The sequence below is a fragment of the Microcoleus anatoxicus genome (assembly GCF_042465725.1).
Lineage (GTDB): Bacteria > Cyanobacteriota > Cyanobacteriia > Cyanobacteriales > Microcoleaceae > Microcoleus > Microcoleus anatoxicus.
On the sequence record NZ_CP120853.1, the window covers coordinates 1397749 to 1422657 of the forward strand.

Consider the following 24909-nt stretch of genomic DNA (forward strand, 5'->3'; position numbering starts at 1 on the left):
TTGTATTAAACTCTCTCTTCTCTTGCTTCGCGTACTTCGCGCCTTCGCGGTTAAATCATTCCGATACAACCGGAATTGATATCAAAGGCTGTTTAACAGATGTCTAATTTACGGATATTCCGGGTTTGGAGCTCCCGATTGCGTAAGTTGATGATTTACCTAGTCCTGTGTCACTGGGCGTAAGTGGCACAGCACTACGGCTGTTATCTAGCCGAAAAACCTTATAAAATCGTTGTTTGCCCGGTGAAAATTGTCCTGTGCCAATACCAGGACTCGAAAGTGGACAGGCGATCGCACCAAATACCTTAGACTCCTGGCAAATTAGTAAATGTAAAGCAAGTGAGTCACAACCCACTCAAAAAAAGCCAACCGAAAAATAAAATATTTTCCTAGTCTCAGTAATGCGGAATCACTCAATCTCTAATGTAGCTAACAACATCCAACCTTGAGGTAAATACCACTAACTGCACAACAACTAAATCCTTAATTCCATCCCTGGTAATTAGTAGATTTAGGACTTTTATAAACAGATGGGCAACTTCCTTAAGTATTTCAAAATTTATTTGAATTATCTCCTGAAAAAAGGAGGTAAAGCAAGAACAATGAAATATCAGGAATAAATAATCTCAACCCTGGAAATGCAGCCTTTTAAATTGCATACAAACAAAATTACATCCTATATTAACACAAAAGGAGTTAGGGATATGTTCAACGTCGTAAAAGCTTTCGGTTCTATCTTTTCCGCTCAAAATTACAGCACTGCTAATAATATGTTAATCAACAACTACATCAATACCAATTTCCACTACTTCAACGAAGAAGCAGTAGTCGATGAATCAATTTACCCAAATCAAACTGGTCGCGTTCGTTTCCAAGGTAGCTGGTGGCCCGCACGGTGCGATCGCCAAATCACTTTAACACCAGGAGACACGGTTTTTGTGATTGGCGTTGACAACATCACTCTTTTGGTTTCCCTCGCGCCGGCAGACTAAATTAAAGCGCGAACAACCAGAAAAAGTAATCAATTGCAATCGAGGAAAGGCAGCCTCTCAAATAGCATAAACCGACCATTAAATTTTCACATATATAAACAACAAAGGAGTCAGGGAAATGTTGAACGTAGTAAAAGCTTTCGGTTCTATTTTTTCTAATCAAAAATACATCACAGCACATAATATGTTAATCGACAACTACATCAATACCAATTTCCACTACTTCAACGAAGAAGCAGTTGTCGATGAATCGATTTACCCCAATCAAACTGGTCGCGTTCGTTTCCAAGGTAGCTGGTGGCCCGCACGGTGCGATCGCCAAATCACTTTAACACCAGGAGACACGGTTTTTGTCATCGGCGTTGACAACATCACCCTGTTAGTTTCGCTCGCACCGGCAGACTAAACGAGAAAGTAATCTAAACCTTTTCACTGTCAGAGTCCCGACTTCTTCAAGAAATCGGGACTCTGACTATTTTGTTTTTTAGAGGACTGACTCACTATGCCTAGGGCTAGGGCAACCACGGGGGGATTGCCCCTACAAGAGCCTTGCAATTTGGGTAAAATATCCGCTTTATTTCTTAGCCCGCGGAGGCGGGCTTTGTTTGTGTAGTAGCGGTTTCAACCGCCGAATTATTACAATAAAATGGCATTTTTGAGAGCTTGCTTGTTGAGGCGATCGCCCATTGGAGATTCGCTTTCTGGGCTTGCTGCGGGTGTTTCTGATGCTTTGGCGATCGGCAGTAGTGGTTCTAGGAGTATAGCTTGAGCTTCCTGAATTGCAGGGTAATTTTCAGCCCAGGATGAAATCGTTTCGGAAAGGACATCGCTCTCATCAGATAAAGGTTCAATTAGCTGCGCTAGTTCAGTTAATTGTGTGGCAGAAAAGAGCGATCGCTGTTGGGTTAACAGTTCGATAAACGAGTCAATCTTTTGTTCGGGGAGTGACATCGATTCCCGTTGGATTTTGTGAATTGTTTGCCGCACAAATTCAACAGACAGATCTAATAATTGGGCGATCGTCTCTAAATTCATTCCAAACGCGATCATCCGACGAATGGCTTCTAACTTCGCCTGCCGTTCACCTTGCTCGAGTCCTTGTTCGAGTCCTTCTTCTAAACCTTCTTGCTTGACTTCCTGATAAAATCGAGTTTGTCTGAGTTCGCTTAAATTTAGCATGGCGGCAATTTCCTCGCGGCTTTTTAGGGGGAGTTTGTAGACGATAATTGTTTCGATCAGGTTAATTAAATCGCGTAGAACGGTGGGATCGGACAACTGCTGTCGGGCCATGGCGATCGACTGTCGTGCTTGTTCTGCTGCTGTCTCTGCTGGCTCGATTACCAGTTTAACAACTTTCACTCCCAGGGAGCGATCGGCGGTTTCTGGCAATTCATCGAGGTAAATCCGTTGCACCCGCTGACTGGTTAGGAGTTCCTGAAATTGCAGCATCTGTTCGTGTTCGATGCGGCGATTGGGATAGATGACAACGACGCGCCAAGGATTGACGGGTTTGTATTGTCGCAGATAGAGAAAGAGCTCGCCAAAGATGCGGTAGTACAAGTCGGGATCGGGTTGAAACTGAACTTCTGCCAAGTAAAATGGTTTTTCCGGTTCTTCGGTGGTGGGGAGAAATAAGCCATCGATGCGGAATGCGAGTTGTTTGATTTCGCGGGAGGTGAATTCGTAGGCTGCGGCTTCGTCTGGAGGGCGATCGATTAGTTCAAAGAAGAAGCTAGGGAATTCTTGAAACAGGCTGTAGAAAATGGTGTCTGTTTTCATGAGTTGTCGATGGGAATCGAAGATGGGTACTATACCATGCCAAGAGAGGAATCATGACACAAAAATCAATTTTTGAAGAAAGCAGTGGGAATGTATTTGCTGACCTTGGATTGGCAGATGCTGATGAACTTTTTGCGCGAGGTAAAATCGGAATTCAGGTACTTCGCCTGTTAAAACAGCGCAACTTAGAACAGCGTGAAATGAGCGAATTACTCGGCATTCCACAACTAGAAGTCTCTCATTTAATGGACGGAGAGTTTCAACGGTTCAGCGAGGGCAAACTACTGATTTTCCTCAAGCGACTCGATACGGAAATTACCTTGCATCTTCGCCCTCGTAATGGGGGAAATCAATCTGCTGAAACTGTGATATTACTATAGGAATTTGGGGAACCGATCGCCTTGTTGAATTTTTTCGCAAAGGCGATCGAGACTTCTAGCTTTTATCTATTTCACTCGTCTCTCTCATCTTTCTGCAATGCTGTCAGGCCTAGAAAGCACAGCTTGAGCAGAAACAGTAACCCGCCTGCTGTTGGATCGCACAAAGTCGCAAAGCCAACCACTGCAAATTCGATTACTTTCAGCCATTTCTTTTTGTTGGACAGTTTCATGACAAGTAGTTTGAAATCGACTCTTACATCGTTTCAAAAAGGCTCTGAAGCATGGTCAGAGTAAGTGTTTGACTATTTGTCAGACTTGTCAGAGTTGTCAGACTTGTCAGATTTGGCATAATTGAGAGGATAAATTTCTAGGTTTGTTAATGGCACGGCGAACGATCCAAGCTTCTACACAAGGTATTAATGTTCGGCAGGAAATTGAGGAAACATTACTCTTGCCGAGCCAGCACAGAAATTGAAAAAAGCCCGCAGAATTATATCGATCGCCCATTTGTTACAATCAAAGCAATTCCCATCCTCACATCGCCGCTAATGCAAATTATACTAGAAGTCCCCGATCGCCTCGGCGAACAACTGCACGCATTGGGCGATCGCCTCCCAGAAGCCCTCGATCGCGCACTCCAGGAACTCACCTCCCCAGAAACCATCTCCTACCAAGACGATCGCCAAATCGTCGAACTGCTTGCGAGTCAACCCAGCCCAGAAGTCATCCTCGCTATCCGCCCCACGCCTGCATTACAAACCCGCATGAGCGAATTGCTCGATCGCAATAAATCCGGTACTCTCTCGCGATCGGAAGAAGTCGAACTCGATCGATATTTGCTCCTAGAACATTGGGTGCGCTTAGCCAAAACTCATGCTTACAAACGCTTACAGACAGCAGCATGAGTTATGTATCAGCCAGTCTCCGCCGCGTCGTGACTCAACGCGCCCGAGAGCAATGCGAGTATTGCCGATTTCCCCAAACGGCTGCACTTTTTGCCTTTGAAATGGAACACATTATTGCTGAAAAACATGATGGCGTTACCGAAGCTGAAAACCTAGCATTATCCTGTCCTTGCTGCAACCGTTTCAAAGGAACTGACCTCGGTTCGATCGACCCTGAGACACAACAGCTAACCCCCTTTTTTAATCCCCGTCTCCAGAAATGGTCAGACCACTTTCGGTTAGAAAGAGGAACCATTGTCCCACTAACTCCGCAAGGGCGCGTAACCGCTAAAATTCTACAATTTAATCTGCCAGAACGTATCCTCGAACGCGAGCCACTTATTGCGATCGGAGAATATCCACCACCCTATCCACAAACAACATGATGGCTCTTTTCCCTAGCAGTAGGGAGCGATCGATCCAGAAAACATTGCTATTATCGAGCGCAATCACTCGATCGATACAATATACCTGAAAAAAGAACTTAAATATCCAGCGATACATGGTTTATTGAAATAAACCTTGCCTTTAGTATGCTTAAATAAGTTTATACCAATTTAAGGTGAAGTTGCATATATCTCGATCCCCCTAAATCCCCCTTAAGAAGGGGGACTTTGAGAAGAATCTTATCCCCCCCTTATTAAGGGGGGTCAGGGGGGATCGGAATTCTATGCAGCCTCATAAAAAATTGGTATTAGACACTCCCTAACCATATTTAAACCAGTGAACTTTCAATCAGTCATTGCCACCTTAAACAAATTCTGGAGCGATCGCGGCTGCCTGATCGCCCAATCCTACGACACAGAAAAAGGTGCGGGAACCATGAATCCCCACACCTTTCTCAGAGCGATCGGGCCCGAACCTTGGTCAGTTGCCTACGTCGAACCCTGTCGCCGCCCCACCGACGGACGCTACGGCGAAAATCCGAATCGCTTCCAACATTACTATCAATATCAAGTCCTCATTAAACCATCTCCTCCTAATATCCAAGAAATCTATTTAGACTCGCTGAGAGCTTTGGGAATTAAACCAGAAGACCACGATATTCGCTTCGTAGAAGACAACTGGGAATCTCCGACTTTAGGAGCTTGGGGTGTCGGCTGGGAAGTCTGGCTCGATGGCATGGAAATTACCCAATTTACCTATTTTCAACAGTGCGGTAGCATTGATTGTCGCCCGGTTTCGATTGAAATTACCTACGGGCTAGAACGCCTCGCGATGTATCTCCAAGAAGTCGATGCGATGACTAAAATTCAGTGGAAAGATGGCGTCACTTACGGCGATGTTCACCTGCAAGGTGAAATAGAACAGTGTACTTACAACTTTGAAGCTTCTAATCCTGAATTGCTGTTTACGCTGTTTGGTTTGTACGAGCAAGAAGCCGAACAATTGACTAAGAAAGGATTAGTTTTACCCAGTCTTGATTATGTGCTAAAATGTTCGCATACTTTCAATTTGCTGGATGCTAGAGGTGTGATTTCGGTAACGGAAAGAACTCGCTATATAACCAAAATTCGTAACTTGGCGCGACGGGTGGCTCAGCTTTATTTGGAACAGCGCGAAAAGCTGGAATTCCCCTTAGAAAAAGCAGTAAAAGCCTGAGAAGGAAAAAGGACACGACACGAATGCGGACACGACGGATACGTAGAAGATTATCTAATTCTTCCTATCTTCTTCCCTCTTCTTCCTTCGTGTCCTTCGCGTCTTCGCGGTTCAATAAAAATAATTATTCCTATTTTAAATTAATTCAATGCCTAATTATTCTGAAAATCATCCAGAAACCACTCCTCAATTGCGAGTTGATAATGTAAGTTTTAAAACACCGATCGCCTCCAGTTACTTGCTGGAAAATATATCCTTTGAGGTAACTGGGGGCGATCGCGTGGCGATTGTGGGCCCTTCCGGTGCGGGGAAAACTACCCTGTTGCGGCTGCTAAACCGACTCAGCAGCCCCACGACTGGCTCGATTTATCTGGAAAATACAGATTACCGGCAAATTCCGGCGATCGAACTTCGGCGACAAATCACCCTGATTCTACAGGAATCGAAGCTGTTGGGGATGTCGGTGCGGGAAGCTTTGGCTTATCCGTTGAAGCTGCGGGGCGTGAATCCATCAAACATTGCAGAGAGAATTAGTGGGGCGATCGCACAATTGCACATACCCGAAGAATGGCTGACACGCACTGAATTGCAACTCTCAGTAGGCCAAAAACAACTGGTGGCGATCGCACGGGCGATCGTCCTCCAACCCAAAATCTTGCTCTTAGACGAGCCCACATCCGCCCTAGATGCCGGCAAATCCCACCACCTGATGCAGGTACTCACGGAGTTAACCAACAGCAAAATCACTATTTTAATGGTAAATCACCAATTAGAATTAGCTCAGGAATTTGCGACCAGAGTTTTATATTTACAGCGTGGTCAACTCCTGGAAAATTCTATTTCTACTAAGATGAATTGGGGGGAAATGCGGCAAAATTTAATCAAAGCAGAAGCGGAAGCACAACAAGAATGGTGAATTTTCAATCAACGGTAGAAGATTGTTTATTTGTTCCTGATGTTTCCTTTTAGGAACACTTATATTTATTCCGGTTGTATCGGAATGATTAAACCACAGAGGACACAGAGGACACAGAGGACACAGAGAAAGAGAAGAGAGAAATAGTAATTCCGATGTTAACGGATTTGATATTAAATATCACTTAAACTCTCTATTCTCTACCCTAGAAAAGTGAGACCTACAGGAGGACTAAACGGATTTGTCATCGGAATCTGTTGCAGATTTAGATTTGCTCCACCCTGAATGCGGGCTATTGTATCTCCCGATGTTTGAATTAATAAGTCTCCCCCTGATGGACTGATGGTAAGTTGATCGAAGCTTTCCGCAAGTTGGAGAAAATCTTTTCCTTTTTCAAAGTTGACAATCCTGGCCTCACCATTCCCTGCATAGAAACTAATCCGGCTGAGAAAATTACGTCGGCCATTGGGAACACCATCTCCGAGGACGAAGTAATCAGTACCAGCAGTGCCAATTAATGTATCGAATTCATTAGTCGTCGTAAAAGGCTCTCTCAAGATGTCATCCAATTTCAAAGTATCATATTTATTCTTATTAATACCAAAGGGTGGATTAGGGCCGGCGAAAGCTACTTGCAGCCCTGTAATTTGATTTTTTCCGGCTGTAAATCCCGTGACAATATCATTACCATTAGTTCCCGTAAAAAATCCGAATCGATTTGACTCAAATTGCCCAAATTTTAGATAATGTTCTCGACCCGTTTTCAAAGTTCCAGTCGCCACAACTGCCGCAACATCTGGGTTGTCTGACAAGTAACGGGGTTCAAAGAAACTTGTGCCATACCTACCTTCTGTGTTTCCGAATTTGATAAAGTGCTGAAAACCAGATTTAAAAGTTCCACTTTCGACGAAGGGAGTTATATCGGGGTGGCGCTTTAAGTAAAAAACTTCGTCATAGTCAGGCGATACTCGCGTGCGGCCTTCTTCGTAACCAAACTGGATAAAGTGATCTAAGCCTGAAACAAACTGTCGATTGGGGTTGGTGGCAGTGCGAATAAAGGGTGCAAGGTCTTGATTTTGAGCTAAATAGGTATCTTCGTCAAAATACCGCGATATTTTGGTGAGGCCGGCGGCTTGACCAAATTTTTCAAAGTGTTCTCTGCCAGATTTGATGATTCCTGCATCAATGGCTGGTTTCAGCCACGGGTATTGGGAAAGGTAGTATTTTTCGTCAAAAATTGCGTAGTTAGCCATATTGTTTTTACCAAGGTTTTGATGAGTTTGTTCGTGAATACTAATTAGATTTTCATCAACTCGATCGCTGCTCAGGAATTTACATAATCAAGAGGCTATTAACAGGTTTTAAGTTCCTGGTAAATTATCAATTTTTGTAACAAATAATTGTTCCTAAATATTCATGAGAAATTCATAATTTATACCAAATCCGTTAGCATCGGAATTATTAAACTCTCTCTTCTCTTCCTTCGCGTCCTTCGCGCCTTCGTGGTTAAATCATTCCGATACAACCGGAATGGATATTATATATTTTTACCTCTGCTAATTCCTCTATCGCAAGTTTTATTTTTGTTACCAAATTTGTAAATTTTTTGCTGCTAGCTAGGTAGATTTGGGATTATTTCGCGATCTAACATAAAATTCATATAAGCGTAAATATGTCAAGTAAATTTATGTAAACAAAATTTGGAGTGTTTGCTCAAGGAATTTGTAAAAAAATGTAACTAAAAATTGCCCTAAATTTGTCGAATTGTGTCATGTGCAGGCTCAAATCACCTAATGACAAGCGTTTTCTGGTAAAAATGCTTATGGGATAGAAAAATTCCCGATTCTCAAAAACAGCATCTTAAAGGAGCCTAACCGGATGTTCACTCACGTCAAGCCCACCATTCGCCACGTTGTGCCGGAAAACTTGCAGGGGCGATCGCTCCTCAAGGTGGTCTATGTCGTACTGGAACCGCAGTATCAAAGCGCCCTGTCCGCAGCGGTTCGATCGATCAACAACAAAAATCCGAATCTGGCGATCGAAATCAGCGGCTACCTGATCGAAGAACTTCGCAGCCCGGAAAACTACGAAGCTTTCAAACGGGATGTCGCTGATGCCAACGTATTTATAGCTTCTCTAATTTTTATCGAAGATTTAGCCGAAAAAGTGGTATCGGCGGTGGAACCGGTGCGCGACAACTTGGATGTCGCCGTGGTTTTCCCCTCGATGCCGGGGGTGATGCGGCTCAATAAAATGGGCAGTTTCTCGATGGCACAGTTGGGACAAAGCAAAAGTGCGATCGGCGAATTCATGAAAAAACGGAAGGAAAAATCCGGGAGTTCCTTCCAAGACGGAATGCTGAAGCTGCTGCAAACCTTGCCGAAAGTCCTGAAATATTTGCCCCTTGACAAAGCCCAAGATGCCCGCAACTTCATGCTGAGTTTCCAGTATTGGCTGGGAGGTTCCCAAGAAAACTTGGAAAACTTCTTGCTGATGCTGTCACAGAAATATGTGTTCAAAGACTTGTCTAAGTCAACTTTCCAAGAACCTGTTGTTTACCTAGACATGGGGATTTGGCATCCTTTGGCACCGTCGATGTTTGAGGATGTTAAAGCATATCTGAACTGGTTTAATGCCCGCACAGATATTTCTGCGGATCTCAAAGATCCCCTCGCACCTTGCATTGGTTTAGTGTTGCAACGCACTCACTTAGTGACAGGAGATGACGCGCACTATGTAGCAATGGTGCAGGAATTGGAGGCCATGGGCGCGAGAGTGATCCCGATTTTTGCGGGTGGTTTGGACTTCTCGAAACCAGTCGAAACTTTCTTCTTGGAAGTTGGGGCTAAAGGTGTTGCACCTCTGCCGATTGTTGATGCGGTGGTTTCTTTGACTGGTTTTGCTTTGGTGGGTGGGCCGGCGAAACAAGATCACCCGAAGGCGATCGAATCTTTGAAGAAATTAAATCGCCCTTACATGGTGGCTTTGCCGCTGGTTTTCCAAACAACTGAAGAATGGGAAAATAGCGATTTAGGTTTGCACCCGATTCAAGTTGCCCTGCAAGTGGCGATTCCTGAGTTGGATGGTGCGATCGAACCGATTATTGTGTCGGGACGCGATGGCGCTACTGGAAAGGCGATCGCCCTTCAAGATAGAATTGAGGCGATTTCCCAGCGCGCCATGAAATGGGCAGTCCTGCGCCGCAAACCGAAATTAGACAAGAAAGTTGCGATTACAGTTTTCAGTTTCCCTCCTGACAAAGGCAACGTCGGAACAGCAGCTTATTTAGACGTTTTCGGATCGATTTACGAAGTATTGAAAGGCTTAAAAGGCAACGGTTATGACTTGCCAGAATTGCCAGATTCTGCCGAGAAACTGATGCAAGAAGTCATCCACGATGCCACCGCCCAATACCAAAGCCCGGAATTAAATATTGCTTACCGGATGTCCGTAGCGGAGTATGAAGAATTCACTCCTTACTCGGAACGCTTGCAAGAAAATTGGGGACCACCTCCCGGACATTTGAACAGCGATGGACAAAATTTGCTGATTTATGGCAAACATTTTGGTAACGTGTTTATCGGAGTACAACCTACTTTTGGCTATGAAGGCGATCCGATGCGGTTGTTATTCTCTCGTTCTGCTAGTCCCCACCACGGTTTTGCTGCTTATTACACTTATTTAGAACGCATTTGGGGTGCGGATGCGGTGCTGCACTTTGGCACTCATGGTTCCCTGGAATTCATGCCCGGTAAGCAGATGGGAATGTCTGTGGATTGTTATCCTGATAGTTTGATCGGCAAGATTCCTAACCTCTATTACTACGCTGCGAATAATCCCAGCGAGGCAACAATTGCGAAGCGTCGCAGTTATGCTGAAACTATTAGCTATCTGACTCCTCCGGCTGAAAATGCTGGGTTGTATAAAGGTTTGCAGGAACTCAGCGAGTTGATTGCTTCTTATCAAACTTTGAAAGACACTGGGCGGGGTGTGCCGATTGTGGATGCGATCGTCGAAAAATGCCGTTTGGTGAATTTGGATAAGGATATCAACCTACCTCCCGAACAAGAACGAGGGGTTGCTGCGGATATGACTGCGGAGGAACGGGATAATTTAGTTGGCTTGGTTTACCGCAAGTTGATGGAGATTGAGTCGCGGTTGTTACCTTGTGGTTTGCACGTTGTTGGGAAGCCACCGACTGCGGAAGAGGCGATCGCAACTCTGGTTAACATTGCCAATTTAGACCGGGAAGAAGACGGATTAGTCAGTTTGTCGCGGATTATTGCTTTAAGTTGCGATCGGAATATTGACGACATCTACACCAACAACGACAAAGGCATTTTAGCAGATGTCGAATTGCTACAAAACATCACCTTAGCCTGTCGCGATGCTGTCACCGCTTTAGTCAAGGAACAAACCGATGCTGAGGGTCGAGTTTCCTTGGTTTCCAAGTTGAATTTCTTCAACATGGGCAAGAAAACACCTTGGATTGAATCCTTACACGCAGCCGGTTACAAAAAAGTCGATTCAGACCTGATTAAACCGCTGTTTGAGTATCTGGAATTCTGCTTAGAACAAGTTTGCGCCGACAACGAATTAGGCGCACTGTTGCGCGCGTTAGAGGGCGAATACATTACCCCCGGCCCTGGCGGCGATCCGATTCGCAACCCGGATGTTTTGCCGACTGGCAAGAATATGCACGCTTTGGACCCGCAGTCAATCCCGACGACGGGGGCGATTAAGTCTGCTAAGGTTGTAGTCGATCGGCTATTAGAAAGACAGCGCACTGATAACGACGGAAATTACCCAGAAACCATCGCCGTTGTGCTCTGGGGAACCGACAACATCAAGACTTACGGCGAATCCCTCGCGCAAGTAATGTGGATGGTGGGAGTGAAGCCAGTACCCGACGCATTGGGCCGCGTCAACAAACTGGAATTGCTGTCTTTAGAAGAATTAGGACGGCCTCGGATTGACGTAGTAATTAACTGTTCTGGCGTATTCCGCGACTTGTTCATCAACCAAATGAACCTGTTAGATAAAGCCGTGAAAATGGCAGCCGAAGCCGACGAACCATTAGAGATGAACTTCGTCCGCAAACACGCATTGAAGCAAGCCGAAGAAATGGGAATCAACCTGCGCCAAGCAGCAACCCGCGTCTTTTCCAATGCTTCTGGTTCCTATTCATCTAACGTCAACTTGGCGGTAGAAAACAGCACATGGGAAAGCGAAGCCGAGTTGCAGGAAATGTACTTAACCCGCAAATCCTTCGCCTTTTCTTCCGACAATCCGGGAACAATGGAACAAGACAGGCAGATTTTTGAATCATCTTTGAAAACTGCCGAAGTCACCTTCCAAAACTTGGATTCTGCCGAGATTTCCCTAACCGACGTGTCGCACTACTTCGACTCCGATCCGACTAAATTGATCGGCAGTTTGCGCGCCGATGGGAAGAAACCAACATCCTTCGTTGCTGATACCACAACAGCCAACGCCCAGGTACGGACGCTATCAGAAACCGTGCGTTTAGATTCGCGGACTAAGCTGCTGAATCCGAAGTGGTATGAGGGGATGTTATCCCACGGTTATGAAGGCGTGCGGGAGATTTCTAAGCGTCTGGTGAACACGACTGGATGGAGTGCGACTGCGGGCGCGGTGGATAATTGGGTGTATGAGGATGTGAACGGTACGTTTATCCAAGATGAGGAGATGCAGAAGCGTTTGCTTAACTTAAATCCTCATTCTTTCCGCAAGATTGTGAGCACTTTGCTTGAGGTGAATGGCCGGGGTTATTGGGAGACTTCGGAGAGTAATTTGGACAGGTTGCGCGAACTTTATCAGGAGGTGGAAGACCGGATTGAGGGGGTAGAATAGAGTTATAATGTACTAGAGCAGGCATCTGGCCTGCTCTGCCTTTTATTTGGGTGGATAAAATGACTGTCATCAGTCATCGAATGACTTGAATATTGTACTTTTTAACCATTGGGGCATAGACCATTCATCTTGCCAAAGTATGTTATGTTTTTTGCTGTAATAGGTCAATCCTAATTTAGACCAATACTTTCTCATAATCAGTTGGCCTTTAGTTTTAGAGTATTTACCTTCTAAATCATTCATAGGTCTAGGATGACAACTTACAACTTCTCCTCTAGCGAATATTTGTAAGAACAACGCTAATGCTTGAAGAGCATATCCATGTCCTCTAAACTCAGGCTCAAGAAAAATATAATCGATATAAAAGAGATACCTGCTACCAGAAATTTTTCGATAATTACTTTTATTCTCAAATAAAAAATTAGCTACATGAAATAAATCAGAATCAAGGTCATCTGCAAAACTCAATAATGTTCTGGGTGAATAAGCTAAATCAAATCTGTGTGCTAGTATATAGCCTAATTCTATATCTTTTTCTTCGTCAGTGTCTTCATCATAAAAATCTGTTTTAATAGGTGTCTTGAAAGGTGTTATTAATAAGTCATGCCCATTAACAATATAAGCAGTTGGTTCAATTTGAAAATACATAACAGTAAATTAAATAGAAGATTAGGTTTCTGTTAAATAAATTAAGGATAATTATAGCAGGTCGATAAACGTTTCGCAAGCTTGTACGATCGCGATCGTCTTTCCCTGCATCGCCCCTATCTTTCCCCGTAATCGGACTTTGGGGAGTATTCTCGAAGAAAGTGGTGTTTGTTCTAGTCTCAAGTAGTCTTGACACGAGATTACCTCACACTCTTGACAATGATATCAAAAATTGATATCATTACATTTTAAAATAACAAATAAAATATTTATGGAGCTAAATAATAAACAGCATAAGATTTTAGAAGCAATTTTTACAGACCCTATATCAGCTAATATTAACTGGCAAGATATTGAAAATTTATTTACAGCACTCGGTGCTACTGTTACTCAAGGTTCAGGTTCGCGGGTTCGCATTTTATTAAATGAGGTTAGAGCTGTATTTCACGAACCACATCCTCAAAAAGAGACAGATAAAGGAGCAGTTAAATCTGTCAGGGAATTTCTGATAAAGGCGGGGGTTGAACCATAATGACTTAGCTGTTAACGGGAAAATCCTTGTTGATTGCCCAAATCAACAAGGGTATTAGCATAAAATTTATCATCCACAAGTTTCACTTATTGAAAGAGGAAAAATTAACAGCCATGATGACTTACAAAGGTTACAGTGCTAACATTGAAGTAGATTTAGAAGCGTCCATTCTTTTCGGGCGAGTCCTCGATATTAATGACGTAGTGACTTTTAAAGCACAAACTATTGAAGAAGCGCGCCAAGAATTTCAAAACTCCATCGATGATTATCTAGAGTTTTGCAAAGAATTAGGACAGGAACCCGATAAACCCTTTTCAGGTAAACTTCCCTTCCGCACTACTCCCGAACATCATCGCAAAATCTTTATTGCCGCAAAGAAAGCTGGCAAAAGTATTAACAACTGGATGGATGAGGTTTTGATTAAGGCGGCAGAGCAAGCGATTCACACTTAATTAGCTTAGGATAATTAAATTAGCTCCATTAACGAGGTAAACTATGTCACTAACTGTAACCGAATATAAATATGTAGAATTAGATGAGAAGAATACGCCTATCATCACAGGGACTACGATGAAAGTAGTTGAATTAATGACTTCGGTAAAAGCTTATAGCTTGACTCCTGAAGAATTACTGGAAAGCTATCCTCACCTAACTTTGAGTAAAATTTACTCTGCTTTAGCCTACTACTGGGATCATAAACAAGAGCTTGATGCAGATATGCAGCGCCGATTTGAGTATGCCGAAAAGTTGCGATTAGAAGCGGGCGAATCTCCTTTGGCTAAAAAACTCCGCGCCCAAGGATTAATTAAATGAGTATAGCTTTGTACATGGATGAGAATGTGCCTCTACCAATTACAAATGGACTTAGACAAAGAGATGTAAATGTTTTGAGAGCTCAAGAAGATAACCATCAAAACACGCCAGACCCTATTATACTCGATCGCGCAACCGATCTTCAGCGCGTTGTTTTTACACAAGACGAAGATTTTTTAGCCATAGCTAACAGCCGCCAGCAAGAAGAAGTAAATTTTGCTGGCGTTATCTATGCCCATCAACAGAATCTAACTTTTGGTGATTGCATTCGTGACTTGGAAATTGTTGCTAAGGTTAGCGAACCTGAAGATTTAGTTAACCGCGTTCAGTACCTACCTTTATAACCAAAGCCTTATGTATGCTCAACAACTTGAATCATTCGATCTATTCAATCCAAAGTCTATTAAAAATGCCCGATCGCAATTAACGTTCGTAGACTTATTTGCTGGAATTGGTGGCTTTAGAATCCCTCTGGAAGAATTAGGATGTAAATGTTTAGGGTATTCAGAAATTGACAAAAAAGCCATTCAAGTTTATCGAGATAATTTTATTAAAAATGCCAATTCAGATGAAGTATATTTAGGAGATATTACCAATCTAAATCAATTCCCTTTTGCCATAGATCTATTAGTGGGTGGTGTTCCCTGTCAACCTTGGTCTATTGCAGGTAAAATGCAAGGTTTGGACGACCCAAGAGGCAAGTTATGGACAGATGTATTTAGGGTAGTCAAAGCTAATCGTCCCAAAGCTTTTATATTTGAAAATGTCAAAGGCTTGACAGAACCAAGAAATATAGAAAGCTTGAAATACATAATTGATAATTTAACATCATCTGGTTATGTTGTTAAATACGAGGTGCTAAATTCCTATGATTTTAGATTACCGCAAGATAGAGATAGATTGTTTATTGTTGGGATTAGGAACGATCTAGAAAGATGCTGGGGATTTACATTTCCTAAACCCATCGATAGCGCTATAAAGCTTTATGATGTGATACCAGGGATTCAGCGTAGCAATTTTCAGAAGCAAAAATTTTCACCAACCGTTTTATTTGATGGCAAAATACCCGGTTCCAGAGGCAGATTTCAAAAGCTAGATGAATTAAATGACTTTTTCTTATTTACTGATATTAGAGATGGACATACTACAATTCATTCTTGGGATTTAATCGAAACAACTAGCAGGGAAAAATTAATTTGTCAAACGATTATGAAAAATCGGAGAAAAAATATTTATGGAGAAAAGGACGGTAATCCTTTAGAATTTAAAGTGTTAGCAACACTAATTCCTGAGTTGAAACAAACAGAAATTGACAACTTAGTTGACAAGGAAATTTTGCGGAGTGTAGATGAGAAAGGCTATGATTTTGTGAATTCTAAAATTTCTTCAGGGATTAACGGCATTTCTAAAATTTTCTTACCTCATGCGGAGGCGATCGCCACTTTAACTGCAACTGGAACTAGAGACTTTGTAGCAACAATCTCGATTCAATGTCAAGAACCCTTAGCATATAAGCAAACATTTATTAGAGAAATTTATGAAAAGAAAAACTTTCAACCTCTAACTGCACAGAATTACGCAAAACTGCAAGGATTTCCCGAATGGTTCAAGATTGATGACAATGAAACTACAGCCAAACATCAATTGGGTAATGCTGTATCAATTCCTGTGGTTTACCATTTAGCCAAAGCATTACTCGAAATTATTTTGTAATTGTGAGTTGAAATATGGCAGCTATTAGCATAAAACAACGAGAAATAATTAAAGGATATCTTGAAGGTTTTATTCAGGGTATTGTAGATGAATATAAAGGTCGGATTATTCATAAATCAACTACTGGAATAGAGTACCTGTCGCGCAGTTCAACTAATGGAGAATTAAAACCTTTTCAAGCCGCGCTAATTCCAATAGAATTAATACGAATTAATCAATTTGAGCGAGGTTTAAGTACCAGATTAGGAAACTCGCTTGAAGAATGCGCTAAGTTAATTGCCCTCGAACATCATCAGGATGCACGTCGAGGATATGATATAAGAGCGGAAGTTAGTATTGCAGCTTTTGAAGAAGCCCAACGTCAGAAAAAATACTATGAATCTATGGATAAAAAAGGACAAACTAAACCATCTTTTGAGCAGATGATAACAGCAGTGCTAACTGCTAGACGCTCCGATGATTTGGCAACGAAAACTGTACGCGCTGACCTTTGTATTTTTGCTAATGATGGAACAGAATACTTATTTGAAATTAAAGCTCCTAAGCCCAATAAAGGTCAATGCTTAGAAGTTATCCAGCGTCTGTTGAGGTTTCATTTACTGCGGGGTGCAAAGCGTCCGCAATTGCAAGCTTACTATGCGATGCCTTATAATCCCTATGGTGTAACAAAAGCTGTTTATAAGTGGTCTCAGGCAAGGAATTATCTGCCTTTTGATGAAGCTGTAGTTATTGGAGATGAATTTTGGAATATTGTAGGCGGAGCGACTGCTTATGAGGAATTATTGGAAATATATTTAGAAGTGGGACGTGAGAGAAGTAAATATATGATGGATGCTTTAGCCTTTGGGTTTTAAGGATAGGGGATTTTTGATAAAGGCGGGGGTTGAACCATAATGAAGTATGAAGTAATCATTTACTGGAGTCAGGAAGACGAGGCTTTTATTGCAGAAGTACCAGAATTGCCAGGATGTGCTGCGGATGGGGAAACCTATCAAGAAGTATTGCAAAATCTAGAAATTATTATGCAGGAGTGGATAGAAACGGCTAACGCACTGGGTCGTCTTATTCCACAACCGAAAGGTCGATCGATGTTTGCGTAGTTGAAATAGAATCACAGGCGATCGCCCTTTTCTTCCCCAAGTGCGATCGCCCCTCTTTCTTAAACCTCAAACGGGTTAATCAGTGTGAGTTCAGCAATCCACCGAAAATCCTCTATATTTCTTGTCACTAAAGTTCTGCCATATACCAAAGCTGTTGCCGCAATAATAGCATCCCCTAGTGTCATTCTCCTCATCTGTCGCAACAGCACTGCGCGATCGAGTACAGCGTTAGAAATCGGTAGAACTTCCACCACGCCAAAGAATTCCTCAAAGTACAATCTATACTCTTCAGTTAGCCGATGATAACCCAGCACTTCAACGTAACTTATTGCTGATACAACGATGTCATGTTCGCCAATAAACTGCCTAATCTGCGCGTGTTCTGGCTGGGAAGCGTAGATAATAATATTACTGTCAAGCAGCATTATTCATCCCTACCTGGAAGCGGACGATCTTGACGCAACTCTCGCTGCCATTCCACGGGATCGCTAATATCCGCAAAGACATTACTTGCTGCAATTTTTTCCAATATTTCAACTATTCTCTGACGGCGAAGCTCAGCACTTAAAGTCGATCGCTCTTCTTGTAAAGTAACGTAAACTCTGACAGGGCGATCGCCCTGTCTTGGAACCTCATTAGCCCATTCTAAAAGGTTTCCCTTCAATATAGCCTCAAATATTTGCTGCATAGCTAATATCCACTATTCTCTATTTTTACCATTATAGCCCTTGGTGACTGACTCGCCCCTCCGTTTTCGCCATAATCTGACTTTGAGGAGTATTCTCGCAGGGCGATCGCCCTTTGTGCTATTCTATAACTAAAAATTCTGTGCTGCGTTCTTATGTCGAACATCACGTAAAAAATAGTCAATAGATGTGCGACAATCTTATGTCTAAGTTCAGTCATAACGAAAATAAAATGAATCCAACTATGTATGCTCAACAACTTAAATTATTTGAACTATTTAATTCAAATCCCATTAAAACTGCCCGATCGCAATTAACGTTCGTAGACTTATTTGCTGGAATTGGTGGCTTTAGAATTCCTCTCGAAGAATTAGGCTGTAAATGTTTAGGGTATTCAGAAATTAATAAAAAAGCAATTCAAGTTTATCAAGATAATTTTATTAAAATAGACTAGGCATATTGCCTACTAATGTAATCGCACCGGCTATGGTCCCGGCTACTGCTTGAGTGAGAGTGTCGCGGTTGCGAATGTGGGTTAGTTCGTGGGCTAATACGCCTTCCAATTCTTCGCGGGAAAGCAGTTTGATGATGCCTTCAGTAACTGCTATTGTCGCGTGTTCCGGGTCTCTTCCTGTGGCGAATGCGTTGGGAGATTGAGTCGGAACTACAAAGATTTTTGGTACGGGAATTTCGGCTTTGGCGCTCAATGATGCTACCATATCGTAGATTTCGGGAGCTTCGCTGCGGGCAATCGGGCGGGCGCGGTAAGCCATTAAGGCTGCGGTATCGGAGTAGTACCAAGAGCTAAAACTGCTGAAGGTGGCTAATGCTAAGCCGATGTAAAGTCCTTGTTCGTTGCCGATTAAATAATAGCTTCCTAAAACGAGAAGGCCGCTGAGAAGTCCTAGTAGAGCTGCTGTCCTGAGTTGATTTGTTCCTTGCATGGCGGGTTGGGGGCGATCGCGACTTTTGGTATTTTTGAGCTTGTTATTACATTTTCACAGGGACTGGCGATCGCGCCTCTATCTACCGAAATAAATGCTAGGGCCAATAGTAGTATTTTGTTGAGCCATCCCCAATAATTACTGTGCAACAGGCCCTCCAGCCTGTTCCAGACTTGCTTCGATCGCGACTTGATTTAAAATTTTGACTTGGTTTTTACGGCTTGATTTTAGTTAAATCTGTTTGGCAATCAACAGGATATTTTTTGGTTATTTGCTCCTTAAATCAGGGATATTTAGGAATAATTTTACCATTTTCAATGATATATAGCAGTCCTTGCAGGAGTCGTAAAGTTTTTTACCCCACCCCAACCCTCCCCTTATTAAGGTCCGGGAGTAAGAAATTCACAAATGATTTAGGATTGCTATAGTATCAAAGTCTCCTTTTGAGAACCCTGGGCAAATCCTGACCCTCCTAGGCGATCGCAAGCTGAACTCAGTCACACAATATGTTTTAATTTATATTTGAGCAAAATCTAAACAAAGGCAACCATGACTCCAAAATCCATAGCCGTAATCAACTTCAAAGGCGGTGTCGGGAAAACCACCGTCACTTGGAGCCTGGGAAATATTATATCCCAAGGCACAGACCTCGAAGTTCTAATGTTAGACTTAGACCCGCAGATGTCCCTCACAGAGGCGATCGGACTTAATGAAAGTACAGGTCATTTAGATGACAAATTTGGTAAATGGTATGAAAAATCACTCCGGGAAAGACGCACAATTTACGATGCTCTCGAACTCTTTAAAAAAAACGGACCTAATTTTAAATTTCCCGTTGGCTTCGACACCATTTATCAAGTTGATGAACAGTTACATTTTGTCCCTTCCGTCGAAGAATTGTATTGGTTGGATCTGGACGGATTTGATGGTAAAAATGTTAAAGACTTCATCCGCAGATTTATCGGCAAAATTACCAACTCTGCCAACTCGGTTAACTCGCTCAACCCAGCTAAATCTGCCACTCTCCCCAAATATGATTTGATGCTGTTTGACTGTTCTCCTTCCTTTAGTCTCCTCACTTACAGCGTACTCTCTTGTTGCGACTTAGTATTAATTCCCGTGAATCCAGATTACTTTGGTTCTAGGGGATTGAGTTTGGTCTTAAACTCTTTGCAAAAGCGGATTGAACCTTATCCTTTCCCCAAAATAGCAGTGTTTATGAACAAAGCTAAAATCTATGGGGGATTGTTGACTAACGAAGTTCAGTTTTATATGAGAGAGGTGAAAAGACTTTGCGCTGATATCTCCAAAGAGAATAGTATAGAAGTTAAGTTTTTAGAATCGACTATTCGCGAAAGCGTGGGTCTGAAACGAGCTATTAATGAAGGAGAACTGCCACGAGAATTAGTTAGAGAATTTGAACAACTTTGGAGTGAGTGTGCGGAGTATCTCAAATGATTAAAAAAGAAATTGGGGCTGATGATGAAGAAAACTCGCAGTTAGTTGATGAAATTAGCGAACTTAAGGAAATCCTGCGGGAGGTTTCTCGGAAACTAACTAGGATTGAGGCTAAAGTCCGGCGGGGAGGAATTTCTTCCATGTCCAAGGTTTCCGAAGCTACGGTATCTCCACCAGAGGTAACTACGGATAAAGCTGCCAGTTTATCGCCGGAACAGGTACTCCAAATCTATGAACAACTGCGTTTGAAAGCTAAAAATGGTAAGGAAGAAGAGGTGAGGAAAAAGTTGTTGTCTATGACTGCAACGGATTTGAGTTTGATTTGTTTGGAATTGGGGATGCCTCCCACCGCAAAAAATCCATCGCGCAAAAAAATGATTGAGGTAATTATTGGTAGAATCAAACAGAGTTTGATGTTGTCGCGACATATCGATCGACAAACACTTTAACACTGTTCAGCTTTGTGACTCACAACCCTTCCGCTGGAATTAGTTGTGAGTTGAAACCGCCCGACTGACAACTAAGGAGATAAATTGACAAAATGCGTTTAAAAAAAACATGGCGAATTGGTGCGATCGCCCTATTTTCACTCACACTCTTCATCACCCTGTTTTTGAGCCTCTCAAGCCATCCCACACCCGCAGCTCAAAAACCGAAGACAGTCGCATTTTTGGCGCTTCAGAGGCGTGCTGGCGAGGTAAGAAACAGTTTATTTACAGTCAATACCAATGGCTCTGGCCGTCGCGAACTTGCCCCCAACATAGATGTTAGTCCCGCCCTAGTTTGGTCTCCCAACGGCCAGCGACTGGCTTTCGTGGGTAGCGAAACTGACATATATACAGTCAATGCGGACGGTTCCCAATTAACTAAACAAGTTTCTGGAGATTTCTGCAAAGCAGCTAATTTTAGAATTGTCTGGGCTTCTAATAGTCAAAAACTTCTGTTTGGGCGTTCCTGCGACGGTTTTACGTCCGATGCACCGGGTAGTCAATCTCTGTATATAAGTGATACTACAGGTATTAAAGGAACTAAATTAGTTCGGAGTTTGGCAGTAGGAGGACAACCGCCTCAAACTGAAATTTCCTCGGAATTTTACCTGTCACCGGATGGCCAACAGGTAGCCTTTGTTAAAGACAAGAACATCTACAAAATGAATGTAGATGGTTCGGGCATGACTCAATTAACTAAAACTCCAGGGGAATATGTTTCCGGTGGTAGCGAGCTTGTTTGGTCTCCCGATCGCACCAAAATTGCTTTCTGGTTGGGAACCTATCCTCAACAGCAAATTTACACCATCAATACTGACGGTAGCAACCTCAAACAACTGACGAAAAATCCCCAAAATCAAGCTTACAACATCAAACTATTTTGGTCGCCAGACAGCCGCCGTCTTGCCTACTATTACAACAAAGCGGGGGATAGGGGTGGCAAACAGCAAGATGTTTATGCGATCGATATTAACAGCGGAACCGCCCAGAATATCACCAAAAAACCCACCAGATACGACGCACTTTCCTGGTCTCCCGATGGCAAAAATCTCGCCTTCGCCACCGGAGATTTTTACCAACAAAAACTCTACACAATTAATGCTGACGGTTCCAAGTTGACTCCGTTAGCTGCTCAATTAGAATTGTCAGGAATTTCTCAATTAGCATGGTCTTCTGATAGCCAGCAAATTGCTTTTACTTTTAATGATATTAAAGGGGACAAAAGCAATTTGTATGTAATCAATCGCGACGGTTCGGGAGTGATTAAATTGAGTGGTAACAATGACTTGAATGCTAGCAGTCCTGTTTGGCAACCTCAATAATCCCACTCAAAATTTAAATTTTTCTCGGAGTCCGCTAGGAGTGGACTTCGTTTACATTTGAGTGATTTCAATCGCCTAGTCTCTATTTTCAAATGGGGGAAGATGCTATAATTTTTTTCTCCTTTAATTGTTGGCGATCGGGTAATTCATCTAAATCAACTTCCTCCTGTTTTTCATCCTCCACCTGTTTGTCAATTTTTGGCAACTTCAAGATAGCCCCAGCCAAAACCCAGTAATAAACTGATACTGGATCTACATCCAGCGGATAGTATTGAGTATTGATTGTAATAAATGCCACAAATACCCAAAAACTAGCTCCATAGGTCCGTAAACTTTTGTCTTTCACCGAACGGTAAGCTCGAAAAGTGAGAAAAGCTAAGTGTAACACCATGAGCTGAAAAGCAATCATTCCCGGATAACCTAGTTCGTACATCAACTTAGGTTGAAAAGTTTCTATGAGTTGCGTTGCACCAAAGGTCCGGGTTGAATTCGTCGCTCTTCCCACACCTCTCCCCAGATTTCTGTCAATAATAAAATTATGGCTCTGCTCGAATTGATTAAACAGAAACTGTTGGGGTGGCGCGGCATTCCAGCGGTTAAGAAAACTATCCCACCGCTGTTCGATCACTCCTGGGTTAATGGCTGCACCGACAAATAGCAAGATAGCAAGTCCTGCACCAATGGGAATGAATCTTTTAAAATTTACAAATTGACCGGTGAGAATTAGTAGCATAAAGGTAGCACCAGGAACCATAACTAAAGCAGCTCTTTGACCTGAAATAACTGCGTTGGCAAATACTAATGCCATGCCAAATAAACCGATGGTTCGCCACCAGAAGGAAGGGTCGCAAAAAGCACCAGCAAAGGTCAAAAAAGCATTGGAAATTAAAAACCATGCCCACTGCCAAGGGGCGACAAAGGTGCCTGGTAAACGGATAAACTTGACTTCGGGACTAAATACTAGAGAACCACCCACAAAACATCTAGCTTGTAAGGTGGCTTTATATAACTCTGCTCCCGACATTCCTCGCGTGCCGGCGCACCTCCCACTTTGCAGCAATAGATACTGAATTAAACCCAAAATGCAGCAGGCGATCGCCAAAATGATGTGCATTCGACTAAAAAATATCAAATCTTTCTTAGTGCGGATCAGATAATATGTACAGGCGATCAGTGGTATGTAACCGATCAATACTTTTAAGCCGAGAATTCCTTGCAGCAAGGGTTTCTCACCCTTCATTGGGTTAAGCTGCATATCCCCGTTCACAAAAATTAAAGTTAGCATTGCCATCATGAAGAGGATGCTGAAGGTGAAAATCAGTTCTTTGGGAAGAAAGATGGGCAATTGTTTCTTTTTGCAGCTTTGAATAAGGGCGATGAAAGCTGGTATGTAGAAAGCATCTTTTGCTACTTGAAATGCAGCATTTCCGCCACCAATGGCGTAAGTGATGGTCCCGCTAAAAGGTAGGTAAATGAGAAATGCCCACAAAGCTTGACGGGGATATTTGTAGGAAAACAGCAAAATTGCTACGGCGAAACCTGCTGCAATGGCAAGTTTGGCGCGGGTAACAAATAATAGGGGGATGATGACAACGATGCTGATTAAGGTGTAAATCGCGATCGCCTGGATGAGTTCATTGCGCTTTTGTGAAGTTTTGCGTTTTTGGGCCGCTATTTCTTTTTTACTGATTCCTGTGTGTTTTTGTTTGTGTTTAGACTTCTGGGATTTACGCTTGGCTTTTAACATGAAATTACACAGATTTTCCAAGTAATTAATGGGGGCAATTTCCCATAATTAATGGTGGATATTCAACTTAATTATGAGAACAATTTATCAAAAAAAATCTTGTATGTGTAGCTGTTGTAAAAAAAAATGGTTGCGAGCTTGTAGAATATAACTGCTGCATCTACAATAATGGAGGAGGATCTAATTAGTTTTAATTTTGCAGTCAATTATGAAGTTAACAAAATTTGTATCGATCGGCATCACCGTATTTTTGGGAGCAAGCGCTAGCATATTATCGACCAATACTAAAGCATTAGGCGCAGAAAAAGTTGTCCTCACCTTTGGCCCCATCAGACAAACCATTAATGTCAGCGACTTAGAAGACTTTGCGAAAAACGGTACAACTACCACCACCATCCGACAAATTATCGGAGTGTCAAAAATGGATGCGGGAACCCTGCGGGGCTTGATGGGCCTAGAAATTGGCTTAAAGCCAGCTAATCTAGCGCGGGTAGTCTACAGTACCCCAGGAGAAAAAATTACTGACGAAGTTGGTCAAGCAATTCGGACTCAACGCGAAACAGAAAGTGGCAAAGCTTTGCGCGCCGCGATGATCCTCGCAGCCAGCGATGACGGGAAAGTTTCGGTGCTGGAAATCCTGAAACAGTATCCTTTGCCGGAAGTTTATGTAGATGTTGCCAAAATTGGGGGTGCGGTAGCAAAAGTTCAAGGTTTAGCGGGGACTTTGCAAACATTGCTTCAGGATAGTATGCGATCGACTACGACAACTCAAACAACTCGTACCGAAACGACAACGACAGTGGAACCACGTCGCAGCGTGCAGCCCACCACTGCGCCTCCAGCCCGTCCCGTCATCGCACCAGCCCCCGCACCCGCACGGATACCACAGCCTGTCAGAGGACTTTGGTGAAGATTCAAAACTTTTTGCTGTGATTGGGGAATGTTGAGTTGTGAGTTTGGAGTTTTGATTT

29 protein-coding genes are annotated in these 24909 nt (G+C 42.8%); 21 read left to right on the plus strand and 8 right to left on the minus strand.

The genetic code is table 11. From position 1 onward, the window contains the following. Positions 1 to 257 precede the first annotated feature (257 nt). From P2A85_RS05880 to P2A85_RS05890, 3 genes are all read left to right on the plus strand, one after another. The gene (locus P2A85_RS05880; RefSeq protein WP_377478062.1) at positions 258 to 380 is read left to right on the plus strand and encodes a hypothetical protein; all 123 of its coding nucleotides are present in this window, start codon (positions 258 to 260) and stop codon (positions 378 to 380) included. A 324-nt stretch (positions 381 to 704) separates the two neighbouring features. Next, positions 705 to 992 (plus strand): NfeD family protein, encoded by a 288-nt coding sequence (locus tag P2A85_RS05885; protein WP_340523812.1) that lies wholly within the window; start codon positions 705 to 707, stop codon positions 990 to 992. A gap of 118 nt (positions 993 to 1110) precedes the next feature. Next, positions 1111 to 1398, plus strand: a complete 288-nt coding sequence (locus P2A85_RS05890) for an NfeD family protein (protein ID WP_340523814.1) — start codon at positions 1111 to 1113, stop codon at positions 1396 to 1398. Positions 1399 to 1628: 230 nt separating this feature from the next. Here P2A85_RS05890 and P2A85_RS05895 read toward each other — a convergent pair whose 3' ends face one another. Then, positions 1629 to 2771, minus strand: a complete 1143-nt coding sequence (locus P2A85_RS05895) for an Rpn family recombination-promoting nuclease/putative transposase (protein ID WP_377478063.1) — start codon at positions 2769 to 2771, stop codon at positions 1629 to 1631. A 53-nt stretch (positions 2772 to 2824) separates the two neighbouring features. On the opposite strand from P2A85_RS05895, the gene P2A85_RS05900 reads away from it, so the two are divergent. Then, on the plus strand, positions 2825 to 3151 hold the full coding sequence (locus P2A85_RS05900; protein ID WP_377478064.1) for a helix-turn-helix domain-containing protein: 327 nt from the start codon (positions 2825 to 2827) through the stop codon (positions 3149 to 3151). Between the two features lie 71 nt (positions 3152 to 3222). Here the strand turns inward: P2A85_RS05900 and P2A85_RS05905 are convergent, their stop codons facing one another. Beyond that, positions 3223 to 3381: a hypothetical protein gene (locus P2A85_RS05905; RefSeq protein ID WP_377478065.1), complete on the minus strand. Its 159-nt coding sequence runs from the start codon at positions 3379 to 3381 to the stop codon at positions 3223 to 3225. A 189-nt stretch (positions 3382 to 3570) separates the two neighbouring features. Here P2A85_RS05905 and P2A85_RS05910 point away from each other — a divergent pair, with 189 nt between their 5' ends. From P2A85_RS05910 to P2A85_RS05925, 4 genes are all read left to right on the plus strand, one after another. After that, positions 3571 to 4056 (plus strand): hypothetical protein, encoded by a 486-nt coding sequence (locus tag P2A85_RS05910; protein ID WP_377478066.1) that lies wholly within the window; start codon positions 3571 to 3573, stop codon positions 4054 to 4056. After that, positions 4053 to 4481 (plus strand): HNH endonuclease, encoded by a 429-nt coding sequence (locus tag P2A85_RS05915; protein ID WP_377478067.1) that lies wholly within the window; start codon positions 4053 to 4055, stop codon positions 4479 to 4481. The genes P2A85_RS05910 and P2A85_RS05915 overlap by 4 nt, the downstream gene beginning before the upstream one ends. A gap of 337 nt (positions 4482 to 4818) precedes the next feature. Continuing rightward, complete coding sequence (gene glyQ, locus P2A85_RS05920; RefSeq protein ID WP_377478069.1) at positions 4819 to 5697, plus strand: glycine--tRNA ligase subunit alpha; 879 nt, start codon at positions 4819 to 4821, stop codon at positions 5695 to 5697. A 148-nt stretch (positions 5698 to 5845) separates the two neighbouring features. Continuing rightward, a complete protein-coding gene (locus tag P2A85_RS05925; RefSeq protein ID WP_377478070.1) occupies positions 5846 to 6613 on the plus strand; it encodes an ATP-binding cassette domain-containing protein in 768 nt (255 codons plus the stop codon). A gap of 200 nt (positions 6614 to 6813) precedes the next feature. On the opposite strand, the gene P2A85_RS05930 is transcribed toward P2A85_RS05925, so the two are convergent. Next, positions 6814 to 7866 carry a calcium-binding protein gene (locus P2A85_RS05930; protein ID WP_377478071.1) on the minus strand — a complete coding sequence of 351 codons (1053 nt, stop codon included), beginning with the start codon at positions 7864 to 7866 and terminating at the stop codon, positions 6814 to 6816. 625 nt (positions 7867 to 8491) lie between these two features. Between P2A85_RS05930 and P2A85_RS05935 the strand changes: the two genes are divergently transcribed. After that, positions 8492 to 12487: a magnesium chelatase subunit H gene (locus P2A85_RS05935; RefSeq protein ID WP_377478072.1), complete on the plus strand. Its 3996-nt coding sequence runs from the start codon at positions 8492 to 8494 to the stop codon at positions 12485 to 12487. 69 nt (positions 12488 to 12556) lie between these two features. On the opposite strand, the gene P2A85_RS05940 is transcribed toward P2A85_RS05935, so the two are convergent. Next, on the minus strand, positions 12557 to 13135 hold the full coding sequence (locus P2A85_RS05940) for a hypothetical protein (protein WP_377478073.1): 579 nt from the start codon (positions 13133 to 13135) through the stop codon (positions 12557 to 12559). A gap of 271 nt (positions 13136 to 13406) precedes the next feature. Here P2A85_RS05940 and P2A85_RS05945 point away from each other — a divergent pair, with 271 nt between their 5' ends. From P2A85_RS05945 to P2A85_RS05975, 7 genes are read left to right on the plus strand one after another with little or no spacing between them, the layout of a single operon-like run. Next, positions 13407 to 13667 (plus strand): type II toxin-antitoxin system HicA family toxin, encoded by a 261-nt coding sequence (locus P2A85_RS05945; RefSeq protein ID WP_377478074.1) that lies wholly within the window; start codon positions 13407 to 13409, stop codon positions 13665 to 13667. 29 nt (positions 13668 to 13696) lie between these two features. Then, entirely contained in the window at positions 13697 to 14119 is a 423-nt protein-coding gene (locus P2A85_RS05950) for a type II toxin-antitoxin system HicB family antitoxin (RefSeq protein ID WP_377478075.1), read from the plus strand. A 43-nt stretch (positions 14120 to 14162) separates the two neighbouring features. Then, positions 14163 to 14480: a DUF433 domain-containing protein gene (locus tag P2A85_RS05955; protein ID WP_377478076.1), complete on the plus strand. Its 318-nt coding sequence runs from the start codon at positions 14163 to 14165 to the stop codon at positions 14478 to 14480. After that, on the plus strand, positions 14477 to 14824 hold the full coding sequence (locus tag P2A85_RS05960; RefSeq protein ID WP_377478077.1) for a DUF5615 family PIN-like protein: 348 nt from the start codon (positions 14477 to 14479) through the stop codon (positions 14822 to 14824). Before P2A85_RS05955 ends, P2A85_RS05960 begins: the two co-directional genes overlap by 4 nt. A 10-nt stretch (positions 14825 to 14834) precedes the next feature. Next, complete coding sequence (locus P2A85_RS05965) at positions 14835 to 16193, plus strand: DNA cytosine methyltransferase (protein ID WP_377478078.1); 1359 nt, start codon at positions 14835 to 14837, stop codon at positions 16191 to 16193. A 14-nt stretch (positions 16194 to 16207) separates the two neighbouring features. Further along, the gene (locus P2A85_RS05970) at positions 16208 to 17047 is read left to right on the plus strand and encodes a TdeIII family type II restriction endonuclease (RefSeq protein ID WP_377478079.1); all 840 of its coding nucleotides are present in this window, start codon (positions 16208 to 16210) and stop codon (positions 17045 to 17047) included. 39 nt (positions 17048 to 17086) lie between these two features. Continuing rightward, the gene (locus P2A85_RS05975) at positions 17087 to 17293 is read left to right on the plus strand and encodes a type II toxin-antitoxin system HicB family antitoxin (RefSeq protein ID WP_377478080.1); all 207 of its coding nucleotides are present in this window, start codon (positions 17087 to 17089) and stop codon (positions 17291 to 17293) included. A gap of 59 nt (positions 17294 to 17352) precedes the next feature. Here the strand turns inward: P2A85_RS05975 and P2A85_RS05980 are convergent, their stop codons facing one another. Together P2A85_RS05980 and P2A85_RS05985 are read right to left on the minus strand one after the other, a co-directional pair. Beyond that, positions 17353 to 17718 (minus strand): type II toxin-antitoxin system VapC family toxin, encoded by a 366-nt coding sequence (locus P2A85_RS05980; RefSeq protein ID WP_377478081.1) that lies wholly within the window; start codon positions 17716 to 17718, stop codon positions 17353 to 17355. Further along, the gene (locus P2A85_RS05985; protein ID WP_377478082.1) at positions 17718 to 17981 is read right to left on the minus strand and encodes a hypothetical protein; all 264 of its coding nucleotides are present in this window, start codon (positions 17979 to 17981) and stop codon (positions 17718 to 17720) included. Before P2A85_RS05985 ends, P2A85_RS05980 begins: the two co-directional genes overlap by 1 nt. A 230-nt stretch (positions 17982 to 18211) precedes the next feature. On the opposite strand from P2A85_RS05985, the gene P2A85_RS05990 reads away from it, so the two are divergent. Then, positions 18212 to 18433, plus strand: a complete 222-nt coding sequence (locus tag P2A85_RS05990; protein ID WP_377478083.1) for a DNA cytosine methyltransferase — start codon at positions 18212 to 18214, stop codon at positions 18431 to 18433. Here P2A85_RS05990 and P2A85_RS05995 read toward each other — a convergent pair. Continuing rightward, entirely contained in the window at positions 18420 to 18923 is a 504-nt protein-coding gene (locus P2A85_RS05995; protein ID WP_377478084.1) for a M48 family metalloprotease, read from the minus strand. The genes P2A85_RS05990 and P2A85_RS05995 overlap by 14 nt on opposite strands. Positions 18924 to 19472: 549 nt before the next feature. On the opposite strand from P2A85_RS05995, the gene P2A85_RS06000 reads away from it, so the two are divergent. From P2A85_RS06000 to P2A85_RS06010, 3 genes are all read left to right on the plus strand, one after another. Further along, a complete protein-coding gene (locus P2A85_RS06000) occupies positions 19473 to 20381 on the plus strand; it encodes a ParA family protein (protein WP_377478085.1) in 909 nt (302 codons plus the stop codon). Continuing rightward, the gene (locus tag P2A85_RS06005) at positions 20378 to 20830 is read left to right on the plus strand and encodes a hypothetical protein (protein WP_340522129.1); all 453 of its coding nucleotides are present in this window, start codon (positions 20378 to 20380) and stop codon (positions 20828 to 20830) included. Before P2A85_RS06000 ends, P2A85_RS06005 begins: the two co-directional genes overlap by 4 nt. 92 nt (positions 20831 to 20922) lie before the next feature. Further along, a complete protein-coding gene (locus P2A85_RS06010; RefSeq protein ID WP_377478086.1) occupies positions 20923 to 22191 on the plus strand; it encodes a TolB family protein in 1269 nt (422 codons plus the stop codon). Positions 22192 to 22279: 88 nt separating this feature from the next. Here P2A85_RS06010 and hpsL read toward each other — a convergent pair whose 3' ends face one another. Further along, positions 22280 to 23938, minus strand: coding sequence for a hormogonium polysaccharide biosynthesis protein HpsL (gene hpsL / locus P2A85_RS06015; protein WP_377478087.1), 1659 nt, complete (start codon positions 23936 to 23938; stop codon positions 22280 to 22282). Positions 23939 to 24146: 208 nt separating this feature from the next. Between hpsL and P2A85_RS06020 the strand changes: the two genes are divergently transcribed. Next, entirely contained in the window at positions 24147 to 24848 is a 702-nt protein-coding gene (locus P2A85_RS06020) for an alpha/beta hydrolase (RefSeq protein WP_340522125.1), read from the plus strand. Positions 24849 to 24909: the final 61 nt, after the last annotated feature.